General features: G+C 71.6%; 12 protein-coding genes. 8 read left to right on the forward strand and 4 right to left on the reverse strand.

The window, feature by feature from the left end:
• A partial coding sequence (locus ACSNOD_RS15955) for a SpoIIE family protein phosphatase (protein ID WP_436767595.1) occupies positions 1-2,549 on the forward strand: 2,549 nt, incomplete at its 5' end.
• 183 nt (positions 2,550-2,732) lie between these two features.
• Here the strand turns inward: ACSNOD_RS15955 and ACSNOD_RS15960 are convergent.
• Positions 2,733-5,012: a (Fe-S)-binding protein gene (locus ACSNOD_RS15960; protein WP_436767596.1), complete on the reverse strand. Its 2,280-nt coding sequence runs from the start codon at positions 5,010-5,012 to the stop codon at positions 2,733-2,735.
• A gap of 285 nt (positions 5,013-5,297) precedes the next feature.
• Here ACSNOD_RS15960 and dnaK point away from each other — a divergent pair, with 285 nt between their 5' ends.
• From dnaK to ACSNOD_RS15980, 4 genes are read left to right on the forward strand one after another with little or no spacing between them, the layout of a single operon-like run.
• The gene (gene dnaK / locus ACSNOD_RS15965; RefSeq protein ID WP_436767597.1) at positions 5,298-7,172 is read left to right on the forward strand and encodes a molecular chaperone DnaK; all 1,875 of its coding nucleotides are present in this window, start codon (positions 5,298-5,300) and stop codon (positions 7,170-7,172) included.
• Positions 7,169-7,849 carry a nucleotide exchange factor GrpE gene (grpE, locus tag ACSNOD_RS15970; protein ID WP_436767598.1) on the forward strand — a complete coding sequence of 227 codons (681 nt, stop codon included), beginning with the start codon at positions 7,169-7,171 and terminating at the stop codon, positions 7,847-7,849. Before dnaK ends, grpE begins: the two co-directional genes overlap by 4 nt.
• A 45-nt stretch (positions 7,850-7,894) precedes the next feature.
• Complete coding sequence (gene dnaJ / locus ACSNOD_RS15975) at positions 7,895-9,076, forward strand: molecular chaperone DnaJ (RefSeq protein WP_436767599.1); 1,182 nt, start codon at positions 7,895-7,897, stop codon at positions 9,074-9,076.
• Position 9,077: 1 nt separating this feature from the next.
• Positions 9,078-9,551: a heat shock protein transcriptional repressor HspR gene (locus ACSNOD_RS15980; protein ID WP_436767600.1), complete on the forward strand. Its 474-nt coding sequence runs from the start codon at positions 9,078-9,080 to the stop codon at positions 9,549-9,551.
• Between the two features lie 173 nt (positions 9,552-9,724).
• Here the strand turns inward: ACSNOD_RS15980 and ACSNOD_RS15985 are convergent, their stop codons facing one another.
• A complete protein-coding gene (locus tag ACSNOD_RS15985; protein WP_436767601.1) occupies positions 9,725-10,129 on the reverse strand; it encodes a pyridoxamine 5'-phosphate oxidase family protein in 405 nt (134 codons plus the stop codon).
• 174 nt (positions 10,130-10,303) lie between these two features.
• On the opposite strand from ACSNOD_RS15985, the gene ACSNOD_RS15990 reads away from it, so the two are divergent.
• Together ACSNOD_RS15990 and ACSNOD_RS15995 are read left to right on the forward strand one after the other, a co-directional pair.
• A complete protein-coding gene (locus ACSNOD_RS15990; RefSeq protein ID WP_436767602.1) occupies positions 10,304-12,982 on the forward strand; it encodes an ATP-dependent Clp protease ATP-binding subunit in 2,679 nt (892 codons plus the stop codon).
• A gap of 85 nt (positions 12,983-13,067) precedes the next feature.
• Positions 13,068-13,604 carry a YbjN domain-containing protein gene (locus ACSNOD_RS15995; RefSeq protein ID WP_436767603.1) on the forward strand — a complete coding sequence of 179 codons (537 nt, stop codon included), beginning with the start codon at positions 13,068-13,070 and terminating at the stop codon, positions 13,602-13,604.
• Positions 13,605-13,692: 88 nt separating this feature from the next.
• On the opposite strand, the gene ACSNOD_RS16000 is transcribed toward ACSNOD_RS15995, so the two are convergent.
• On the reverse strand, positions 13,693-14,898 hold the full coding sequence (locus tag ACSNOD_RS16000; RefSeq protein ID WP_436767604.1) for a hypothetical protein: 1,206 nt from the start codon (positions 14,896-14,898) through the stop codon (positions 13,693-13,695).
• A 222-nt stretch (positions 14,899-15,120) separates the two neighbouring features.
• On the reverse strand, positions 15,121-16,341 hold the full coding sequence (locus ACSNOD_RS16005; protein ID WP_436767605.1) for a pyridoxal phosphate-dependent aminotransferase: 1,221 nt from the start codon (positions 16,339-16,341) through the stop codon (positions 15,121-15,123).
• Positions 16,342-17,299: 958 nt separating this feature from the next.
• Here ACSNOD_RS16005 and ACSNOD_RS16010 point away from each other — a divergent pair.
• On the forward strand, positions 17,300-17,821 hold the full coding sequence (locus ACSNOD_RS16010; protein WP_436767606.1) for a DUF2617 family protein: 522 nt from the start codon (positions 17,300-17,302) through the stop codon (positions 17,819-17,821).
• Positions 17,822-18,172: the final 351 nt, after the last annotated feature.

The following is an 18,172-nucleotide window of genomic DNA, read 5'->3' on the forward strand; positions in this document are numbered from 1 at the left end:
GCGGTGGGCCGGGCGACGAGCCGGAGTACTTCGGCGACGGCGGCCACGGCGCGGACCCGTACGCCAACTCCCCGGGCATCGACGAGGCCCTGAACTCCCCCGACCCGACCGCCCGCCTCCAGCCCCTCACCGAGGAGGCCCGCAAGCAGGCCGGCGTCGACTTCATCGTCGTGATGACCCGGGAGGGCATCCGCTACACCCACCCCGTCCCCGAGCGGATCGGCCAGCGGTTCGTCGGCACCATCGAGCCCTCCCTGAACGGCCGCGTCCTCGTCGAGAACGTCGAGGGACCCCTCGGCGCCGAGGTCCAGGCCGTGGTCCCGGTGACCGCCGACGACGGCTCGATCATCGCCCTGGTCTCCGCCGGCCTCCAGGTCGAGGACGTCACCGGCGTCGTGGACCGGCAGCTGCCCATCATCCTCGGCGCCGCCGGCGGCGCCCTGCTGCTCGCCACCATCGGCACCGCCCTGGTCAGCCGGCGGCTGCGGCGCCAGACCCACGGCCTCGACCCGGCCGAGATGACCCGGATGTACGAGCACCACGACGCGGTGCTGCACGCCGTCCGCGAGGGCGTGCTGATCGTCTCCGGGGACGGCCGCCTCGTGCTCGCCAACGACGAGGCCCGGCGGCTGCTCGAACTGGCACCCGACGCCGAGGGCCGCCGCGTCACCGAGCTGGGCCTGCACCCCCGCCTCGCCCAGCTGCTGGTCTCCGGCCGGGTGGCCATGGACGAGGTCCACCCGGCCGGGGACCGGCTGCTGGCCGTCAACCACCGGCCCACCGACGCGGCGGGCGGCCCGCCCGGCAGCGTGGCCACCCTGCGCGACACCACCGAGCTGCGGGCCCTCTCCGGCAAGGCCGACGTGGCGCGCGAGCGGCTGCGGCTCGTCTTCGACGCCGGGCTGCGCATCGGCACCTCCCTGGACGTGGTGCGCACCGCCGAGGAGCTCGCCGCGTTCACCGTCCCCCGGTTCGCCGACTTCGTCACCGTCGACCTGGTGGACGCGGTGCTGCGCGGCGAGGAGCCCAAGAGCTCGGACACCCTGATGCGCCGCACGGCGGTCGCCGGCGTCCGGGACGACTCCCCGCTCTATCCGCTCGGCGAGCTGATCGGCTTCGCGCCCTCCACCCCCCAGGCGCACGGCTTCGACACCGGGCGGGCCGTGCTGGACGCCGATCTGGCCGCGCGGTCCGGCTGGCAGGAGCAGGACCCCGAGCGCGCCCGGCGGGTGGTCGAGTACGGCATCCACTCGATGATCACCGTGCCGCTGCGGGCCCGCGGGGTGATCCTGGGGATGGTCAGCTTCTGGCGCTCCCGGAAGCCGGAGCCCTTCGAGGAGGACGACCTCTCCCTCGCCGAGGAGCTGGTCGCGCGCGCCGCCCTGAGCATCGACAACGCCCGGCGCTACACCCGCGAGCACACCATGGCGGTCACCCTCCAGCGCAGTCTGCTGCCGCGCGTCCTGCCGGAGCAGAACGCCCTGGACGTCGCCTACCGCTATCTGCCGGCGCAGGCCGGGGTGGGCGGCGACTGGTTCGACGTCATCCCGCTGCCGGGCGCCCGGGTGGCGCTGGTGGTCGGGGACGTCGTCGGCCACGGGGTGCACGCCGCCGCCACGATGGGCCGGCTGCGCACGGCGGTCAACAACTTCTCCACGCTCGACCTGCCGCCCGACGAGCTGCTGTGGCACCTGGACGAGCTGGTGTCCCGCAGCGGCCAGGACGAGGCGGCCGACGGGGACGGCGCGGGCGGTGCCGACGGGATGCCGGGCGCGGACTCGATGACCGGCGCCACCTGCCTGTACGCCATCTACGACCCGGTCACGCGGGTGTGCACCATGGCGCGGGCCGGGCACCCCATGCCCGCGCTGGTGCACCCGGACGGCACGGTGGAGTTCCCGGACCTGCCCGGTGGGCCGCCGCTCGGCCTCGGCGGGCTGCCGTTCGAGACGGCCGAGCTGACCCTCGCCGAGGGCAGCGAGCTGGTGCTGTTCACCGACGGGCTGATCGAGGACCGGGAGCGGGACATCGACGACGGTCTCGACGCGCTGGCCCGCGCCCTGGCGGCGCGCGGCCGGACGCCGGAGGAGATCTGCGACGCGGTGCTGGCGGATCTGCTGCCGGAGAACCCCCGGGACGACATCGCCCTGCTCGTGGCCCGCACCAGGGTGCTGCCGCCGGAGCGGGTGGCCATCTGGGACGTGCCGGCCGAGCCCGCGGAGGTGGCCCGGATGCGGGCGGCCGTGGTCGGCAAGCTCGGGGAGTGGGGGCTGGAGGAGGAGGCGTTCACCACCGAGCTGATCCTCAGCGAGCTGATCACCAACGCGATCCGCTACGCCACCGGGCCGATCCGGGTGCGGCTGCTGCGCGATCGCTGCCTGATCTGCGAGGTGTGCGACGGCAGCAGCACCTCGCCGCATCTGCGGCACGCGGCCAACACGGACGAGGGCGGGCGCGGGCTGTTCCTGGTGGCCCAGTTCGCCGACCGCTGGGGGACCCGCTACACCACCCAGGGAAAGATCATCTGGACGGAGCAGGCGCTCTCGTAACGGGGCGTACGGGGCTCCGGGGGCGTACGGGGCCGGCGGGGGCCACACGGAGCCGTACGAGCCCGTACGACACCGCCCGCGGCCGTACGACGCCGTGCGGGCCGGGAAACGGAACGGTCCCGGCCGTCAGGCGCGCGGGGCGCCGACGACCGGGACCGAAGAGGACCCCGGGGCCGGGAGGGGCTACTTGACGGTCTGCGGCTCCGTACGGTCCGCGGGCTCGCCGTCCCCGTCCCCGTCGCCGTCCGCCGCCACCGGAGTCTTCACGGACTCCAGCAGCAGCTGGGCGACGTCCACGACCTGGAGGGACTCCTTCGCCTTGCCCTCGCCCTTCTTGCCGTTGACCGAGTCGGAGAGCATGACCAGGCAGAACGGGCAGGCGGTGGAGACGATGTCGGGGTTGAGCGACAGCGCCTCGTCCACGCGCTCGGTGTTGATGCGCTTGCCGATCCGCTCCTCCATCCACATGCGCGCGCCACCCGCGCCGCAGCAGAAGCCGCGCTCCTTGTGGCGGTGCATCTCCTGCTGGCGCAGCCCCGGCACCTTGTCCATGATCTCGCGCGGCGGCGTGTAGACCTTGTTGTGGCGGCCCAGGTAGCAGGGGTCGTGGTAGGTGATCAGGCCCTCCACCGGCGTGACCGGGATCAGCCGGCCCTCGTCGATGAGGTGCTGGAGCAGCTGGGTGTGGTGGATGACCTCGTACTCGCCGCCGAGCTGCGGGTACTCGTTCGCGATCGTGTTGAAGCAGTGCGGGCAGGTCGCGACGATCTTCTTCTTGGACTTGGGCTTCCGCGACTGCGGGTCGTCCTCGTCCTCGCCGAAGGCCATGTTCAGCATGGCCACGTTCTCCTGGCCGAGCTGCTGGAAGAGGAACTCGTTGCCCAGGCGGCGGGCCGAGTCACCGGTGCACTTCTCGTCGCCGCCCATGATCGCGAACTTGACGTCCGCCATGTGCAGCAGCTCCGCGAAGGCCTTGGTGGTCTTCTTGGCGCGGTCCTCCAGGGCGCCGGCGCAGCCGACCCAGTAGAGGTAGTCGACCTCGGACAGGTCCTCGATGTCCTTGCCGACGACCGGGACCTCGAAGTCGACCTCCTTGGTCCACTCCAGGCGCTGCTTCTTCGCCAGCCCCCAGGGGTTGCCCTTCTTCTCCAGGTTCTTGAGCATCGTGCCCGCCTCGGACGGGAACGCGGACTCGATCATCACCTGGTAGCGGCGCATGTCGACGATGTGGTCGACGTGCTCGATGTCGACGGGGCACTGCTCCACGCACGCGCCGCAGGTCGTGCAGGACCACAGCACGTCCGGGTCGATGACGCCGTTCTCCCCCAGCGTCCCGATCAGCGGGCGCTCGGCCTCGGCCAGGGCCGCGGCCGGCACGTCCTTCAGCTGCTCCGCGGTGGCCTTCTCCTCGCCCTCCGCGGTCTTGCCGCCGCCCGCGAGCAGGTACGGGGCCTTGGCGGCCGCGTGGTCGCGCAGCGACATGATCAGCAGCTTGGGGGAGAGCGGCTTGCCGGTGTTCCAGGCGGGGCACTGCGACTGGCAGCGGCCGCACTCGGTGCAGGTGGAGAAGTCGAGGATGCCCTTCCAGGAGAAGTGCTCGACCTGGGAGACGCCGAACTGGTCGTCCTCGCCCGGGTCCTCGAAGTCGATCGGCTTGCCGTCGCTGACCATCGGCAGGAGCGCGCCGAGGGCGGTGGAGCCGTCGGCGTTGCGCTTGAACCAGATGTTGGGGAAGCCCAGGAACCGGTGCCAGGCCACGCCCATGGTGGTGTTGAGGCTGACCGTGATCATCCAGATGAACGAGGCCGAGATCTTGATCATCGCGACCAGGTAGACCAGGTTCTGGAGCGTGCCGACGCTGAGCCCCTTGAAGGCCAGCACCAGCGGGTAGGAGGCGAAGTACGCGGCCTGGTAGTGGTCCACGTGGTGGAGGGCGCCCTCCAGACCGCGCAGCACGTAGATGGCCACCCCGATGGTGAGGATGACGTACTCGACGAAGAACGCCTGCCAGGCCGTGGAGCCGGCGAAGCGGGACTTGCGGCCCGCGCGGGAGGGTAGGTTGAGCAGCCGGATGACGATCAGCGTGATGATGCCGAGGGTCATCAGCGAGCCGATGCCCTCGACCACCAGCTCCCAGGGCAGCCAGGTGCCGATGATCGGCAGCGTCCAGTCGGCCTTGAAGAGCTGTCCCAGGGCGTTGGCCAGGGTCAGCAGCAGGCTGAAGAAGCCGATGGCGACGAACCAGTGGGCGACGCCGACGACGCCCCACTTGTTCATCCGGGTGTGGCCGAAGAACTCCCGGGCCACCGTGACGGTGCGTTGCACGGGGTCGCCGGTGCGGGTGCCGGCCGGCACCGCCTGGCCCAGCCGTACGAAGCGGTAGATCTGTCCGATGGCTCGGGCGAACAGCGCAACGCCGATCGCGACCAGCGCCAGCGAAACGACGATCGCGGCGAGTTGCATGAGGGGCTCCTCGGGCCTGCGAGAGCGGAACGACGAGTAACTACTAGGCAGTAACTTTTCCAGTCTTGCTGACATTACCCAGGATCGCAGGGCCCATGAAGCCGCCCGGCCGGTGATCTGTGTCGCCCAGGCAACCCTTTCCCGGGCGCGGGCGTCCTTCCGGGCAAGCCGCTGACAGAGCCGCCCGCACACAACTTGAGCGGGCATGACTCAGGTCTGTTGACAGGGAAATGTGGATCATGCACGCTTGAGTCTGTTCCACTCAAGTCGTTGGAGGAATCAAAAATGGCACGTGCGGTCGGCATCGACCTGGGCACGACTAACTCCGTCGTCAGTGTTCTCGAGGGCGGTGAGCCCACCGTCATCACCAACGCCGAGGGCGCCAGGACCACGCCGTCCGTCGTCGCCTTCGCCAAGAACGGCGAGGTGCTGGTCGGCGAGGTCGCCAAGCGGCAGGCGGTCACCAACGTCGATCGGACCATTCGGTCGGTCAAGCGCCACATGGGCACCGACTGGAAGATCGGGATCGACGACAAGAACTTCAACCCCCAGCAGATCAGCGCCTTCATCCTGCAGAAGCTGAAGCGGGACGCCGAGGCGTACCTGGGCGAGAAGGTCACCGACGCGGTCATCACCGTCCCGGCGTACTTCAATGACTCCGAGCGGCAGGCCACCAAGGAGGCCGGCGAGATCGCGGGCCTGAACGTCCTGCGTATTGTCAACGAGCCGACGGCCGCCGCTCTCGCCTACGGGCTGGAGAAGGACGACCAGACCATTCTCGTCTTCGACCTCGGTGGCGGCACCTTCGACGTCTCGCTGCTCGAGATCGGCGACGGCGTGGTGGAGGTCAAGGCCACCAACGGTGACAACCACCTCGGTGGTGACGACTGGGACCAGCGCATCGTCGACTACCTGGTGAAGCAGTTCGCCAACGGTCACGGCGTGGACCTGTCCAAGGACAAGATGGCGCTCCAGCGCCTGCGCGAGGCCGCCGAGAAGGCGAAGATCGAGCTGTCCTCGTCCACCGAGACCTCGATCAACCTGCCCTACATCACGGCCTCCGCCGAGGGCCCGCTGCACCTGGACGAGAAGCTCACCCGCGCCCAGTTCCAGCAGCTCACCGCCGACCTGCTCGAGCGCTGCAAGGTGCCGTTCCACAACGTCATCAAGGACGCCGGCATCCAGCTGTCCGAGATCGACCACGTGGTCCTGGTCGGTGGCTCGACCCGCATGCCCGCCGTCGCCGAGCTCGTCAAGGAGCTGACCGGCGGCCAGGACGCCAACAAGGGCGTCAACCCGGACGAGGTCGTGGCCATCGGTGCCGCGCTCCAGGCCGGTGTCCTCAAGGGCGAGGTCAAGGACGTCCTGCTGCTCGACGTCACCCCGCTGTCCCTCGGCATCGAGACCAAGGGCGGCATCATGACCAAGCTGATCGAGCGCAACACCACGATCCCGACCAAGCGCTCGGAGATCTTCACCACGGCCGAGGACAACCAGCCGTCCGTGCAGATCCAGGTCTACCAGGGCGAGCGCGAGATCGCGGCCTACAACAAGAAGCTCGGCATGTTCGAGCTGACCGGTCTGCCGCCGGCCCCGCGCGGCGTCCCCCAGGTCGAGGTCACCTTCGACATCGACGCCAACGGCATCATGCACGTGGCGGCGAAGGACCTGGGCACCGGCAAGGAGCAGCGGATGACCGTCACCGGTGGCTCCTCGCTGCCGAAGGACGAGGTCGACCGGATGCGCCAGGAGGCCGAGCAGTACGCGGAGGAGGACCACCGCCGCCGCGAGGCCGCCGAGACCCGCAACCAGGCCGAGCAGCTCGTCTACCAGACGGAGAAGTTCCTCAAGGACAACGAGGACAAGGTCCCGGGCGAGGTGAAGACCGAGGTCGAGACCGCGGTGGCCGAGCTCAAGGAGAAGCTCAAGGGCGAGGACACGGCGGAGATCCGCACCGCGACCGAGAAGGTCGCCGCGGTCAGCCAGAAGCTCGGCCAGGCCATGTACGCCGACGCGCAGGCGGCCCAGGCCGCGGGCGGCGCCGGTGACGCGGGCGCGGCCGGCGCGGCCGGTGGCCAGGCCAAGGCCGAGGACGACGTGGTCGACGCCGAGATCGTCGACGACGAGAAGGCCGACAAGCGCCAGGGCGGTGCGGCGTGACGGAGGAGACCCCGGGCTTCGAAGAGCAGCCCGACGTCCCCTCCGACGCCGCTCAGTCCTCCGACGACGCGGCGAAGGCCGCCGAGTCCGCCGGGTCCCCGGACCAGGCGGGCCCGGCGGCCCCGGCCGGGGACGACCTTCAGACGGTCGGGCTGCAGGCGCAGCTGGACCAGGCCCGCATGGCGCTCGGCGAGCGCACCGCGGACCTCCAGCGGCTGCAGGCGGAGTACCAGAACTACCGGCGCCGGGTGGAGCGGGACCGGGTCACGGTCAAGGAGATCGCCGTCGCGAATCTGCTGACCGAGCTGCTTCCGGTGCTCGACGACATCGGCCGGGCCCGTGAGCACGGCGAGCTGGTCGGCGGCTTCAAGTCCGTCGCCGAGTCGCTGGAGACGGTCGTCGCCAAGATGGGCCTCCAGCAGTTCGGCAAGGAGGGCGAGCCCTTCGACCCGCTGGTCCACGAGGCGCTGATGCACAGCTACGCGCCGGACGTCACGGAGACCACGTGCGTGTCGATCCTCCAGCCGGGGTATCGCATCGGCGAGCGAACGATCCGTCCCGCACGGGTCGCGGTCGCCGAGCCGCAGCCGGGTGCCCAGGGCGCCGGGCAGCAGCCCGCGAAGGACGAGCCGGCGCCGGCGTCGGACGAGGAGAGCGGTGGCCCGGACGAGGGCTGACGTGCAAGCGGTGGCAGCGCATCCGGGAGAGGAGGGACGCCGGGGATGAGCCTCAGCAGGGACCTGTTGGAAAAGGACCTCTACAAGGTCCTCGGCGTCCCCAAGGACGCCACCGAAGCGGAGATCAAGAAGGCGTACCGGAAGCTCGCCCGCGAGTTCCACCCGGACGCCAACAAGGGCGACACCGCGGCCGAGGAGCGCTTCAAGGAGATCTCCGAGGCCAATGACGTCCTGGCCGACCCCAAGCGGCGCAAGGAGTACGACGAGGCCCGCGCGCTGTTCGGCAACGGCGGCTTCCGGCCCGGTCCGGGCGGGGCCGGCGGTCCCGGCGGGTTCAACTTCGACCTGGGCGACCTCTTCGGGGGCGCCCAGGGCCCGGGCACCGGCGGCTTCGGCGGCGGGCTCGGCGATGTGTTCGGCGGGCTGTTCAACCGCGGTGGCGCGACCGGCACCCGGGTGCAGCCGCGCCGGGGGCAGGACATCGAGTCCGAGGTGACGCTCAGCTTCACCGAGGCCGTGGACGGGGCGACGGTCCCGCTGCGGATGTCCAGCTCCGCCGCGTGCAAGGCGTGCTCGGGCACCGGCGACAAGAACGGCACCCCCCGGGTGTGCCCGACCTGCGTCGGCACCGGGCAGGTCTCGCGCGGCAGCGGCGGCGGCTTCTCGCTCACCGATCCGTGCGTGGACTGCAAGGGCCGCGGTCTGATCGCGGAGCACCCCTGCGACGTCTGCCGGGGCAGCGGCCGGGCGACCTCCGCGCGCACCATGCAGGTGCGCATCCCGGCGGGGGTCAGCGACGGTCAGCGCATCCGGCTGCGCGGCAAGGGCGCGCCGGGCGAGCGCGGCGGCCCGGCCGGCGACCTGTACGTGGTCGTGCACGTCGGCGAGCACCCGGTCTTCGGGCGCAAGGGCGACAACCTCACGGTCACGGTGCCGGTCACGCTGCCGGAGGCGGCGCTCGGCGCCGAGGTGAAGGTGCCCACCCTCAACGGCCCGCCGGTGACGCTCAAGCTGCCGGCCGGCACGCCCAACGGGCGCACCATGCGCGCCCGCGGCAAGGGGGCGACGCGCAAGGACGGCACCCGCGGGGATCTGTTGGTCACCGTGGAGGTCGTGGTACCGAAGAACCTCGACGACAAGGCGCGCGAGGCGCTGGAGTCGTATCGGGAGGCGACCGCGGGGGAGGACCCGCGGGCGGAGCTGTTCCAGGCCGCGAAGGGAGCTTGAGATGGACGGCCGAGGAGGAGTACGAGGCGGCAGGGGCCGTGCGAGCGCCAACCCCTATCAGCTGACCGACGATTCGCCGGTGTACGTCATCTCGGTCGCCGCTCAGCTCTCGGGCCTGCACCCGCAGACGCTGCGCCAGTACGACCGGCTCGGCCTGGTCTCCCCGGACCGCACGGCCGGCCGCGGCCGGCGGTACTCGGCGCGCGACATCGAACAGCTGCGCCAGGTGCAGCAGCTCAGCCAGGACGAGGGCATCAACCTCGCCGGCATCAAGCGGATCATCGAGCTGGAGAACCAGGTGGCCGCGCTCCAGGAGCGGATCGGCGAGCTCCAGCAGGCGCTGGAGGGCGCGGCGGCCACCATGCGGCAGCGGGAGGCGGCGGTGCACGCCTCGTACCGGCGCGATCTGGTGCCGTATCAGGACGTGCAGCAGACCAGCGCGCTGGTCGTCTGGCGCCCCAAGCGCCCGGAGTGAGCGCGCGCCGGTCGTCGCCGGCCCGAGACGCACCCGCGTGGGCCCCGGAGTCATCGGCTCCGGGGCCCACGCGCGTATCCGGCTCGTTGCTTGCGGCTCGCTGCTCGTTGCTTGCTGCTCACTGCTCGCTGCTCGCGGCTCGCGGAGCCGGCCCGGTCCCCCGGGGGGCGCTCTCAGGCGTTGCCCATCGCCCGGTCGACCGCGATGCGGATCAGGACCCGGTCCGGGTTGGGCTTCGGCGTCCGCTGGTAGCGCTCCGCGTAGCGGCGTACGGCGTCCTCGACGGCCTCGGTGTCCGTGACGATCTCGGCCCGGCCCTCCAGCGTGGCCCAGCGGCCCCGCTCCAGCTGGCAGACGGCGACCCGGGCGCCCCCGGGGCCGGCGGCCAGGATGTTGGCGACCTTGGTGCTGTGCTTGTTGGTGATCACCCGGGCGATGCGCCGCTCGGGCTCGAAGGTGACGCCGACCGGCACCACGTGCGGGGTGCCGTCCGGCCGCGGTGTGGTGAGGGTGCACAGGTGGTATGCACGCCAGAAGTCGAGGTACTCGGGGCTGAGCGCGCTCAGATCGTGGGCCATGTCCAGGGAGCGTAGCCGGGGCCCTCGCCCCACCGCACTTGAGTGGAATAGACTCAACTTAGTCCATGTTGGTCGAGGCAAGGACGAAGGAACGGGGTCGCGCGCCAGCGGCGACCCGTCCGCCCTCGGCCGACAGCGCTGCGACAGGGCCTGAACCGAGAAGGAGTGCACCACGTGGACGCCGAGCTGACCAACAGGAGCCAGGAGGCGATCGGCGCGGCCGGCAGCCGGGCCGTGTCGGGCGGCAACCCGGACATCACCCCCGCCCATCTGCTGCTCGCCCTCCTGGAGGGCCAGGAGAACGAGAACATCCAGGACCTGCTGGCCGCCGTCGAGGCGGACCAGGCCACCCTGCGGTCCGGGGCGGAGCGGCTGCTGGGCTCGCTGCCCAGCGTGCAGGGCTCCACCGTGGCCCCGCCGCAGCCCGACCGCGAGCTGCTCGCGGTGGTCGCCGACGCCTCGCGGCGCGCCAAGGAGCTCGGCGACGACTACCTCTCCACCGAACACCTGCTCATCGGCACCGCCGCCGAGGGCGGCCAGGCCGGCGCCCTGCTCCGGCAGCAGGGCGCCACGCCCGAGAAGCTGCTCGAAGCGTTCGAGACCATCCGCGGAGGACGACGCGTGACCACGCCCGACCCTGAGGGCACCTACAAGGCGCTGGAGAAGTTCGGCACCGACTTCACCGCCGTGGCCCGGCAGGGCAAGCTCGACCCGGTCATCGGCCGGGACCAGGAGATCCGCCGGGTCATCCAGGTGCTCTCCCGCCGCACCAAGAACAACCCCGTGCTCATCGGCGAGCCGGGCGTCGGCAAGACCGCCGTCGTCGAGGGGCTCGCCCAGCGCATCGTCAAGGGCGACGTGCCCGAGTCCCTGAAGAACAAGCGCCTGGTCGCCCTGGACATCGGCGCCATGGTCGCGGGCGCCAAGTACCGCGGCGAGTTCGAGGAGCGGCTCAAGACCGTCCTCGCCGAGATCAAGGCCAGCGAGGGCCGGATCATCACCTTCATCGACGAGCTGCACACGGTGGTGGGCGCCGGCGCCGGCGGGGACTCCGCCATGGACGCCGGCAACATGCTCAAGCCGATGCTGGCCCGCGGCGAGCTGCGCATGGTCGGCGCGACCACCCTCGACGAGTACCGGGAGCGGATCGAGAAGGACCCCGCCCTGGAGCGCCGCTTCCAGCAGGTGCTGGTCGCCGAGCCGTCCGTGCAGGACACCATCGCGATCCTGCGCGGGCTCAAGGGCCGGTACGAGGCCCACCACGGGGTGCAGATCGCCGACTCCGCGCTGGTGGCCGCCGCCACCCTCTCCGACCGCTACATCACCTCCCGCTTCCTCCCCGACAAGGCCATCGACCTCGTCGACGAGGCGGCCTCCCGGCTCCAGATGGAGATCGACTCCTCACCGGTGGAGATCGACGAGCTCCAGCGGGCCGTCGACCGGCTGCTGATGGAGGAGGAGTCCCTGCTCGCCGCCCAGGCGGGGGAGAAGGAGCGCAAGCTCCTCAAGAAGCAGGACCGCGAGAAGGACCTCTCCCCGGATGCCCGCGAGCGCCTCGACCAGCTCCGCAAGGACCGGGCCGAGAAGGAGGAGGCCCTGCGCGGCCTGCGCGCCCGCTGGAACACCGAGAAGGAGATCCACACCCGGGTCGGCGAGCTGAAGAAGCGGCTGGACGAGCTGGAGACGGAGCTGGAGCTCGCCGAGCGCAAGGCCCCCGAGACCGGCGACTGGGTCACCCCCGGGCGGCTGCGCACCGAGGTCATCCCGGCCACCCGCAAGGAGCTGGAGCAGGCCGTCGCCGAGCAGAAGGACCTCCAGGGCATGGTGGGCGAGGAGGTCGGCCCGGACGACATCGCGGACGTCGTCGCCTCCTGGACCGGCATCCCCGCCGGGCGGATGCTGGAGGGCGAGACCCAGAAGCTGCTGCGCATGGAGGACGAGCTCGGCAAGCGGCTGATCGGGCAGGCCGAGGCGGTGCGCGCGGTGTCGGACGCGGTCCGCAGGACGCGCGCCGGGATCGCCGACCCCGACCGGCCCACCGGCTCCTTCCTCTTCCTCGGCCCCACCGGCGTCGGCAAGACCGAGCTGGCCAAGGCGCTCGCCGACTTCCTCTTCGACGACGAGCGGGCCATGGTCCGCATCGACATGAGCGAGTACGGCGAGAAGCACAGCGTGGCGCGGCTGGTCGGCGCCCCGCCCGGCTACGTCGGGTACGAGGAGGGCGGCCAGCTCACCGAGGCCGTACGCCGCCGCCCGTACAGCGTGGTGCTGCTCGACGAGGTGGAGAAGGCCCACCACGAGGTCTTCGACGTGCTGCTCCAGGTGCTGGACGACGGCCGGCTCACCGACGGCCAGGGCCGCACCGTCGACTTCCGCAACACCATCCTCATCCTCACCTCCAACCTGGGGTCCCCCTATCTGGTGGACCCGGCCCTGAGCGAGGAGGAGAAGCGCACCCGGGTGATGGAGACGGTGCGCGCCGCCTTCCGGCCGGAGTTCCTCAACCGCCTGGACGACCTGGTGGTCTTCCACGCGCTCGGCGACGAGCAGCTGCAGCGCATCGCCCAGCTCCAGATCGACCACCTGCAGCGCCGGCTGGCGGCCCGCCGCCTCACCCTGGACGTCACCGACGGCGCCCTGGCCTGGCTGGGCCGGCTGGGCCACGACCCCGCCTCGGGGGAGGCTGCGCCGGAGGTGGCGTACGGGGCCCGGCCGCTGCGCCGACTGGTGCAGACGGCCATCGGCGACCGGCTCGCCCGGGAGATCCTGGCGGGCGAGATCCGCGACGGCGACACCGTCCGGGTGGACCTCGACGGCGGCGGGAACGGCCTCGTCGTCACCCGCGTGGGCTGAAGCCGCGCGCCTCGCGGGCGGGGGCTTGCCAGCCCCCCCCCGCGATGGGGGAGGATGGCGATATCCGTATGAAGGGAAATCCACGGTGACCATCGACCCGTCCGCGATTCCGAATTTCGGGGGCCAGCCCGAACCGCAGCCGACCGGCCCCACCGGGCCCGTCGTCCCCGATCAGGACCTGGTCAAGCAGCTCCTGGACCAGATGGAGCTCAAGTACGTCGTCGATGACGAGGGGGACCTCGCCGCGCCGTGGGAGCAGTTCCGCACGTACTTCATGTTCCGTGGCGAGGACGAGCAGCAGGTCTTCTCGGTGCGCACGTTCTACGACCGGCCGCACGACATCGACAGCAAGCCCCAGCTGCTGGAGGCGATCGACGACTGGAACCGCCGCACCCTGTGGCCGAAGCTCTACACCCACACCAATGACGACGGCACCGTCCGGCTCATCGGTGAGGCGCAGATGCTCATCGGCATGGGCGTCGCCCTGGAGCACTTCGTGTCCTCCACGGTGAGCTGGGTCCGCGCCTCCATCGAGTTCGACAAGTGGCTCGTCGAGCAGCTCGGCCTGGAGGCCGACATCGAGGCCTCGGACGACGACAAGCGGGACGACGACAGCGAGTGACCTGTGGGTGATCCGCGGGTGACCTGCGGGTGATCCGCCGCCGGTGACCCTGCCCGCCCCGGTCGAGGGGCCGGACGGGCGGGGCGGCTCACGGCGGGATCGTGGCGATCGTCAGCAGATACGTCCCGAAGAAGAACGAGAGCCCGGCCAGCGCGCAGGCCGCCACCACGGCGGTGCGCGGCCGGGCTCTCGCCATGGCCACCGCCAGCGGCAGCAGCAGCGGGAAGGCCGGCAGCAGGAAGCGCGGCTTGGAGGTGAAGTAGCGGGCGCCGCCGAGCGCGATCACCACCAGCACGGCGGTGTAGACGAGCACCGGCAGCGGCGGCCGGTCCAGCGCCAGCAGCACGAAGAGCACCACCGCCACCGCCACCACGGCCAGCACCATGTGATGGGCGAAGACCTGCCGGCCGGTGACGGCGTCGCGCACCGATCCCCAGGCGTCCTTGCCGAAGTCGAACTCCGACCCCCAGCGCTTCTGCACCCGGAAGTAGCCGCCGATCGGATCGTTCTTGCGGAAGCCGACCCACAGGATGTAGCCGGCCCAGCCCATGGGCGCCAGCGCCGCCGCCGCCCAGATCCGGCGCTCCCGCCAGATCCCGGTGGACCGGCCCCGCCACAGCGTCCAGGCGGCCGTGGCGACCACCGCCGCCGCCACCGCGATCCCGTTCGGCCGGGACACCCCGGCCAGCAGCGACAGCACGCCCGCCCACACCCACCGGCCGGTGAGCAGGGCGTACAGCGACCAGGCGGCGAACGCCGTCATCAGCGGCTCGGTGTACGCCATCGACTGGATGATCGCGTGCGGCAGCAGCGCCCAGAGCACCACCAGCGCGGTCGCGGTCCTGCGGCCGTGCAGCCGCTCGCCGACCGCGTAGATCCCCCAGGCCGCGATCGCCGCCGAGGTCCACGACACCAGCAGCCCGGCGTTGACGAACCCGATCGGCACGATGGCGTCCACGGCCCGCACCAGCCCCGGGTAGAGCGGGAAGAACGCCAGGTCGCTGTAGGTGCGGATGCCGACGGTGTACTCGACGGCGCCATAGCCCTTGTCGACGATCCGCGAGTACCAGACCGAGTCCCAGGAGTAGCCCAGCAGGGTCCGCGGATGCTTCCCGATGTGCCAGGCCCAGACCGCCATCACCAGCACGCCGCACAGCCGGACGGCCGCGTACGCCGCCAGGGCGGGGGCGGCTCTGCGCAGCGCCCGGCGGACCCGGTCGCGCCCCCGCCGCGCCCGCAGCCGTACGGGCTGGGTCTCCGGCGCTCGTACGGGCACATGGGTGTCGGCGGACACGGGCACCTCCGGGTACGGGCGCGGCGGAGCGGACGCTGGCCGGCCCCGCTCCCAGGCGGCCGGGGCCCCAGCGCTACGACTCTGCCGCGCCCACCCGGGGGTGCGCGAGCTCAGTCGGCCGACAGTAGTCCTATTGCACCCGCACGGACGCACCCGTGCGAGGAGATCCGGTCCGGCGCCGACGGCTGTCGCCCCGGCCCGGATGAGCTGCGACGGCGGGGCTCAGCCGCGAAGGCAGGACAGCCGCGACACCGCCTCGGCGAGAACATTCACCCGTTTGCAGAATGCGAATCGCACAAAGGGTGCTCCGGCCTCGCGATGGTCGTAGAAGACGGCGTTCGGAATGGCGACCACCCCGCAGCGCTCGGGCAGCGCCCGGCAGAAGGCGAAGCCGTCGCTCTCCCCGAGGGGGCGGATGTCGGTGGTGACGAAGTAGGTGCCGGCGGGGCGGAAGACCGTGAAGCCCGCCGCCGCCAGCCCCTCGGTGAGCAGGTCCCGCTTGGCCCGCAGGTCCTCGCGCAGCCCGTGGAAGTAGGCGTCGGGCAGCCGCAGCGCCTCGGCGACGGCGTACTGGAAGGGCCCGGAGGCGACATAGGTCAGGAACTGCTTGGCCGAGCGGACGGCCGACACCAGCTCGGGGGAGCCGGTGACCCAGCCCACCTTCCAGCCGGTGAACGAGAAGGTCTTGCCCGCCGAGGAGATGGTGACGGTGCGCTCGCGCATCCCCGGCAGGCTGGCGAGCGGGATGTGCTCGCCCTCGAAGACCAGGTGCTCGTAGACCTCGTCGGTGACCACCAGCAGATCGCGCTCGCGGGCCAGCTCGGCGACGGCGGTCAGCTCCGCGCGGCCGAGCACCGTACCGGTCGGGTTGTGCGGGGAGTTGAGCAGGATCAGCCGGGTGCGGTCGGTGACGGCCGCGCGCAGCTCGTCGGGGTCGAGGCGGTAGCCGCCGGCGCCGTCGGCGGTCGGGTCGGGGCGCAGGGTGACCGGCACCCGGCGGGCGCCCGCCATCGCGACGCAGGCGGCGTACGAGTCGTAGTACGGCTCCAGCGCGATCACCTCGTCGCCGGGCTCCAGCAGGGCCAGCAGCGAGGCGGCGATGGCCTCCGTGGCGCCGGCGGTGATCAGCACCTCGCTGTCCGGGTCGTACTCCAGCCCGTACCAGCGGCGTTGGTGGTCGGCGACGGCGGTGCGCAGCTCCGGTACGCCCGCGCCCGGCGGGTACTGGTTGCCGCGGCCGTCGCGCAGCGCTCGCACGGCGGCCTCGCGGATCTCCTCGGGCCCGTCGGTGTCGGGGAAGCCCTGGCCCAGGTTGATGGACCCGGTGCGGGTGGCGAGGGCCGACATCTCGGCGAAGATCGTGGTGCCGAAGGCGGCCAGGCTGCGGTTGAGCAGCGGTCGCCCGGGCCGGCCCGGCTGTCCCTTGGCGGTGGTGGCGGTCATGGCGGCATCCTCCGCCCAACCTCTGGACTTGCTCAACTCTGCTTTGGCCGCGCCGGGGTGCGGGGAAACCCCTCGCACACGGGGGATGGCCCCACGGGGGACGGAAGGAGAGTGAGGGCCATGACAGGGCTTCTCGTAGGACTCGGGGTCGTGGTCGCGGTGATCGTCCTGGCGATAGCGGTGGCCACGGCGCGGTCGAGCGGACGGCGCCGGCACGGCCTCGTACGGCGGTTCCTCGTCGTGCGGCGGCTCCGCCTCCTCCTGCGGCGGCTCGTCCTCGTCCTGCGGCAGCAGCTCCTCCTCCTGCGGGGGAGGCGGCGGATGCGGTGGCGGAAGCTGACACGGGGCAGCTTCCGTCACCGCTTCCACCACCGCGGGGGCGACCGCGCTCCGGCCCTCGGGCCGCGGCGCTCCCGGGCCGTCGCGCCGGCGGGCCGCGCGCCCCGGAAATGTTCGCGCCCGAGTTCGGCGGTGCGGGAGTTCGAAATGGACGCCGGAAATCCGATATCGCTCAGCCGTCGGAGAGGCGCGCGCAATTGCGTACGGAGCGCCTCCTCGGATTCGGGTGGATGTCCGACGGCGGTCCTGGCGTCCGAATCCCGATCCGGTGACCGCCCCGGGCGGCTGTCCGATTCACTGCCCTGGCCACGCATCTGACCAGCGGCTGTGCGGACGACCCGGGCTTGATCGCATATGCGCCCGGCGGCCGTGGGTCCGCCGGGCGCTTAAGTCGTTGAACAGATGAACTGTCCGGCCCTCTGGGGGATGGAAAGCTGAAGAACGTGGGTAAAAACGCTGTGGGCGCCGCGCATTTCATGATTCCGTATTCCTCGGACCCCACGTGGGCACGAGCCGGCAGATCTGTTCACCCCTGGTCCTCCTCCGGATGGGACCCGTCCCAGCGGAGCGAGGGGAAGGGCCGGCCCACCATTCCACTGCGTGCTTGCGGAGCCGACCCATGCTCACCACTCTCAAGACTGCCTACACCGATACCCGCGCCGCTGATCTCGCCTGGTGCCTCGGCAAGGAACCGCTGCCCGCGCTGGCGGTCCTCGACCTCCAACTCGGCCCGGCGCACGTGCAGTTGCGGCTGCTGGGCGCCTCCCATCAAGTGCTGATCGAGGAGGACACGAGCAGTTGCTCGGAGACGGTCGCCTGCATGCCCGGGAGCAGCACGCCGCTGCCCCTGGGCGTCGCCGAGCGGATCGGGGACTGGGAGTACGAGTTCGCGGCGCGCGTCGAGACGCTCTCCAGAGGCTCGTTCGCGGGCCGCGCCCAGGAGTTGCTGGCGCTGGTGGCCGAGCATCCGCACGGTCTCGCCGGCACGTTCCCGGGCAGCCCGCACGCGTTCACGGCGATGCTCGCGCAGCGCCACGAGGGGCAGTTGCGCTGGCGCACGTGGCACGCCTATCCGCAGGAGGGGCGGTTGGTGGCGACGCGCACGCATGTGGGGACGCGCAGGCTCAGCGCGGTGACCTGAAACGCCCTCCCCTCGGCGCGGTTGGGCATTTCATGGCATTTCGCCGGACGATCCTCCCCCGGTTTCCCGGCCCCGGCTCGAATCCCGGGCGACAAAAGGCGAATTCATGTCTACCGCATGCGCATTCCACCCTTGTGGGTGACAGGTTCGGAGAAAATGGTGACGTAGCGTTCCGGACATGATCGACCCGTCCGTGCCCGTGGCCTCCGGCGTCCCTCCGTCGCCGGGGCGGCGGAAGACGCCGGGCGCGGCGGTGGGCGCCGGTCCGGGTGCCGGTCGGGACGCGATGGACACGGAGGCGGGGGCGGGGCCGGACGCGGTGGAGACGGAGGCGGCAGCCGGTCCGGGGGC

Source organism: Streptomyces sp. URMC 123, assembly GCF_051386515.1.
Lineage (GTDB): Bacteria > Actinomycetota > Actinomycetes > Streptomycetales > Streptomycetaceae > Streptomyces.

What these genes read in the sequence shown, in the direction of transcription:
- ACSNOD_RS15960 (WP_436767596.1), bottom strand. Translation starts at nt 5,012, where the DNA reads ATGCAACTCGCCGCGATCGTCGTTTCGCTGGCGCTGGTCGCGATCGGC.
- ACSNOD_RS16005 (WP_436767605.1), bottom strand. Translation starts at nt 16,341, where the DNA reads ATGACCGCCACCACCGCCAAGGGACAGCCGGGCCGGCCCGGGCGACCG.
- ACSNOD_RS15980 (WP_436767600.1), top strand. Translation starts at nt 9,078, where the DNA reads ATGGACGGCCGAGGAGGAGTACGAGGCGGCAGGGGCCGTGCGAGCGCC.
- dnaK (WP_436767597.1), top strand. Translation starts at nt 5,298, where the DNA reads ATGGCACGTGCGGTCGGCATCGACCTGGGCACGACTAACTCCGTCGTC.
- ACSNOD_RS15985 (WP_436767601.1), bottom strand. Translation starts at nt 10,129, where the DNA reads ATGGCCCACGATCTGAGCGCGCTCAGCCCCGAGTACCTCGACTTCTGG.
- ACSNOD_RS16010 (WP_436767606.1), top strand. Translation starts at nt 17,300, where the DNA reads ATGCTCACCACTCTCAAGACTGCCTACACCGATACCCGCGCCGCTGAT.
- dnaJ (WP_436767599.1), top strand. Translation starts at nt 7,895, where the DNA reads ATGAGCCTCAGCAGGGACCTGTTGGAAAAGGACCTCTACAAGGTCCTC.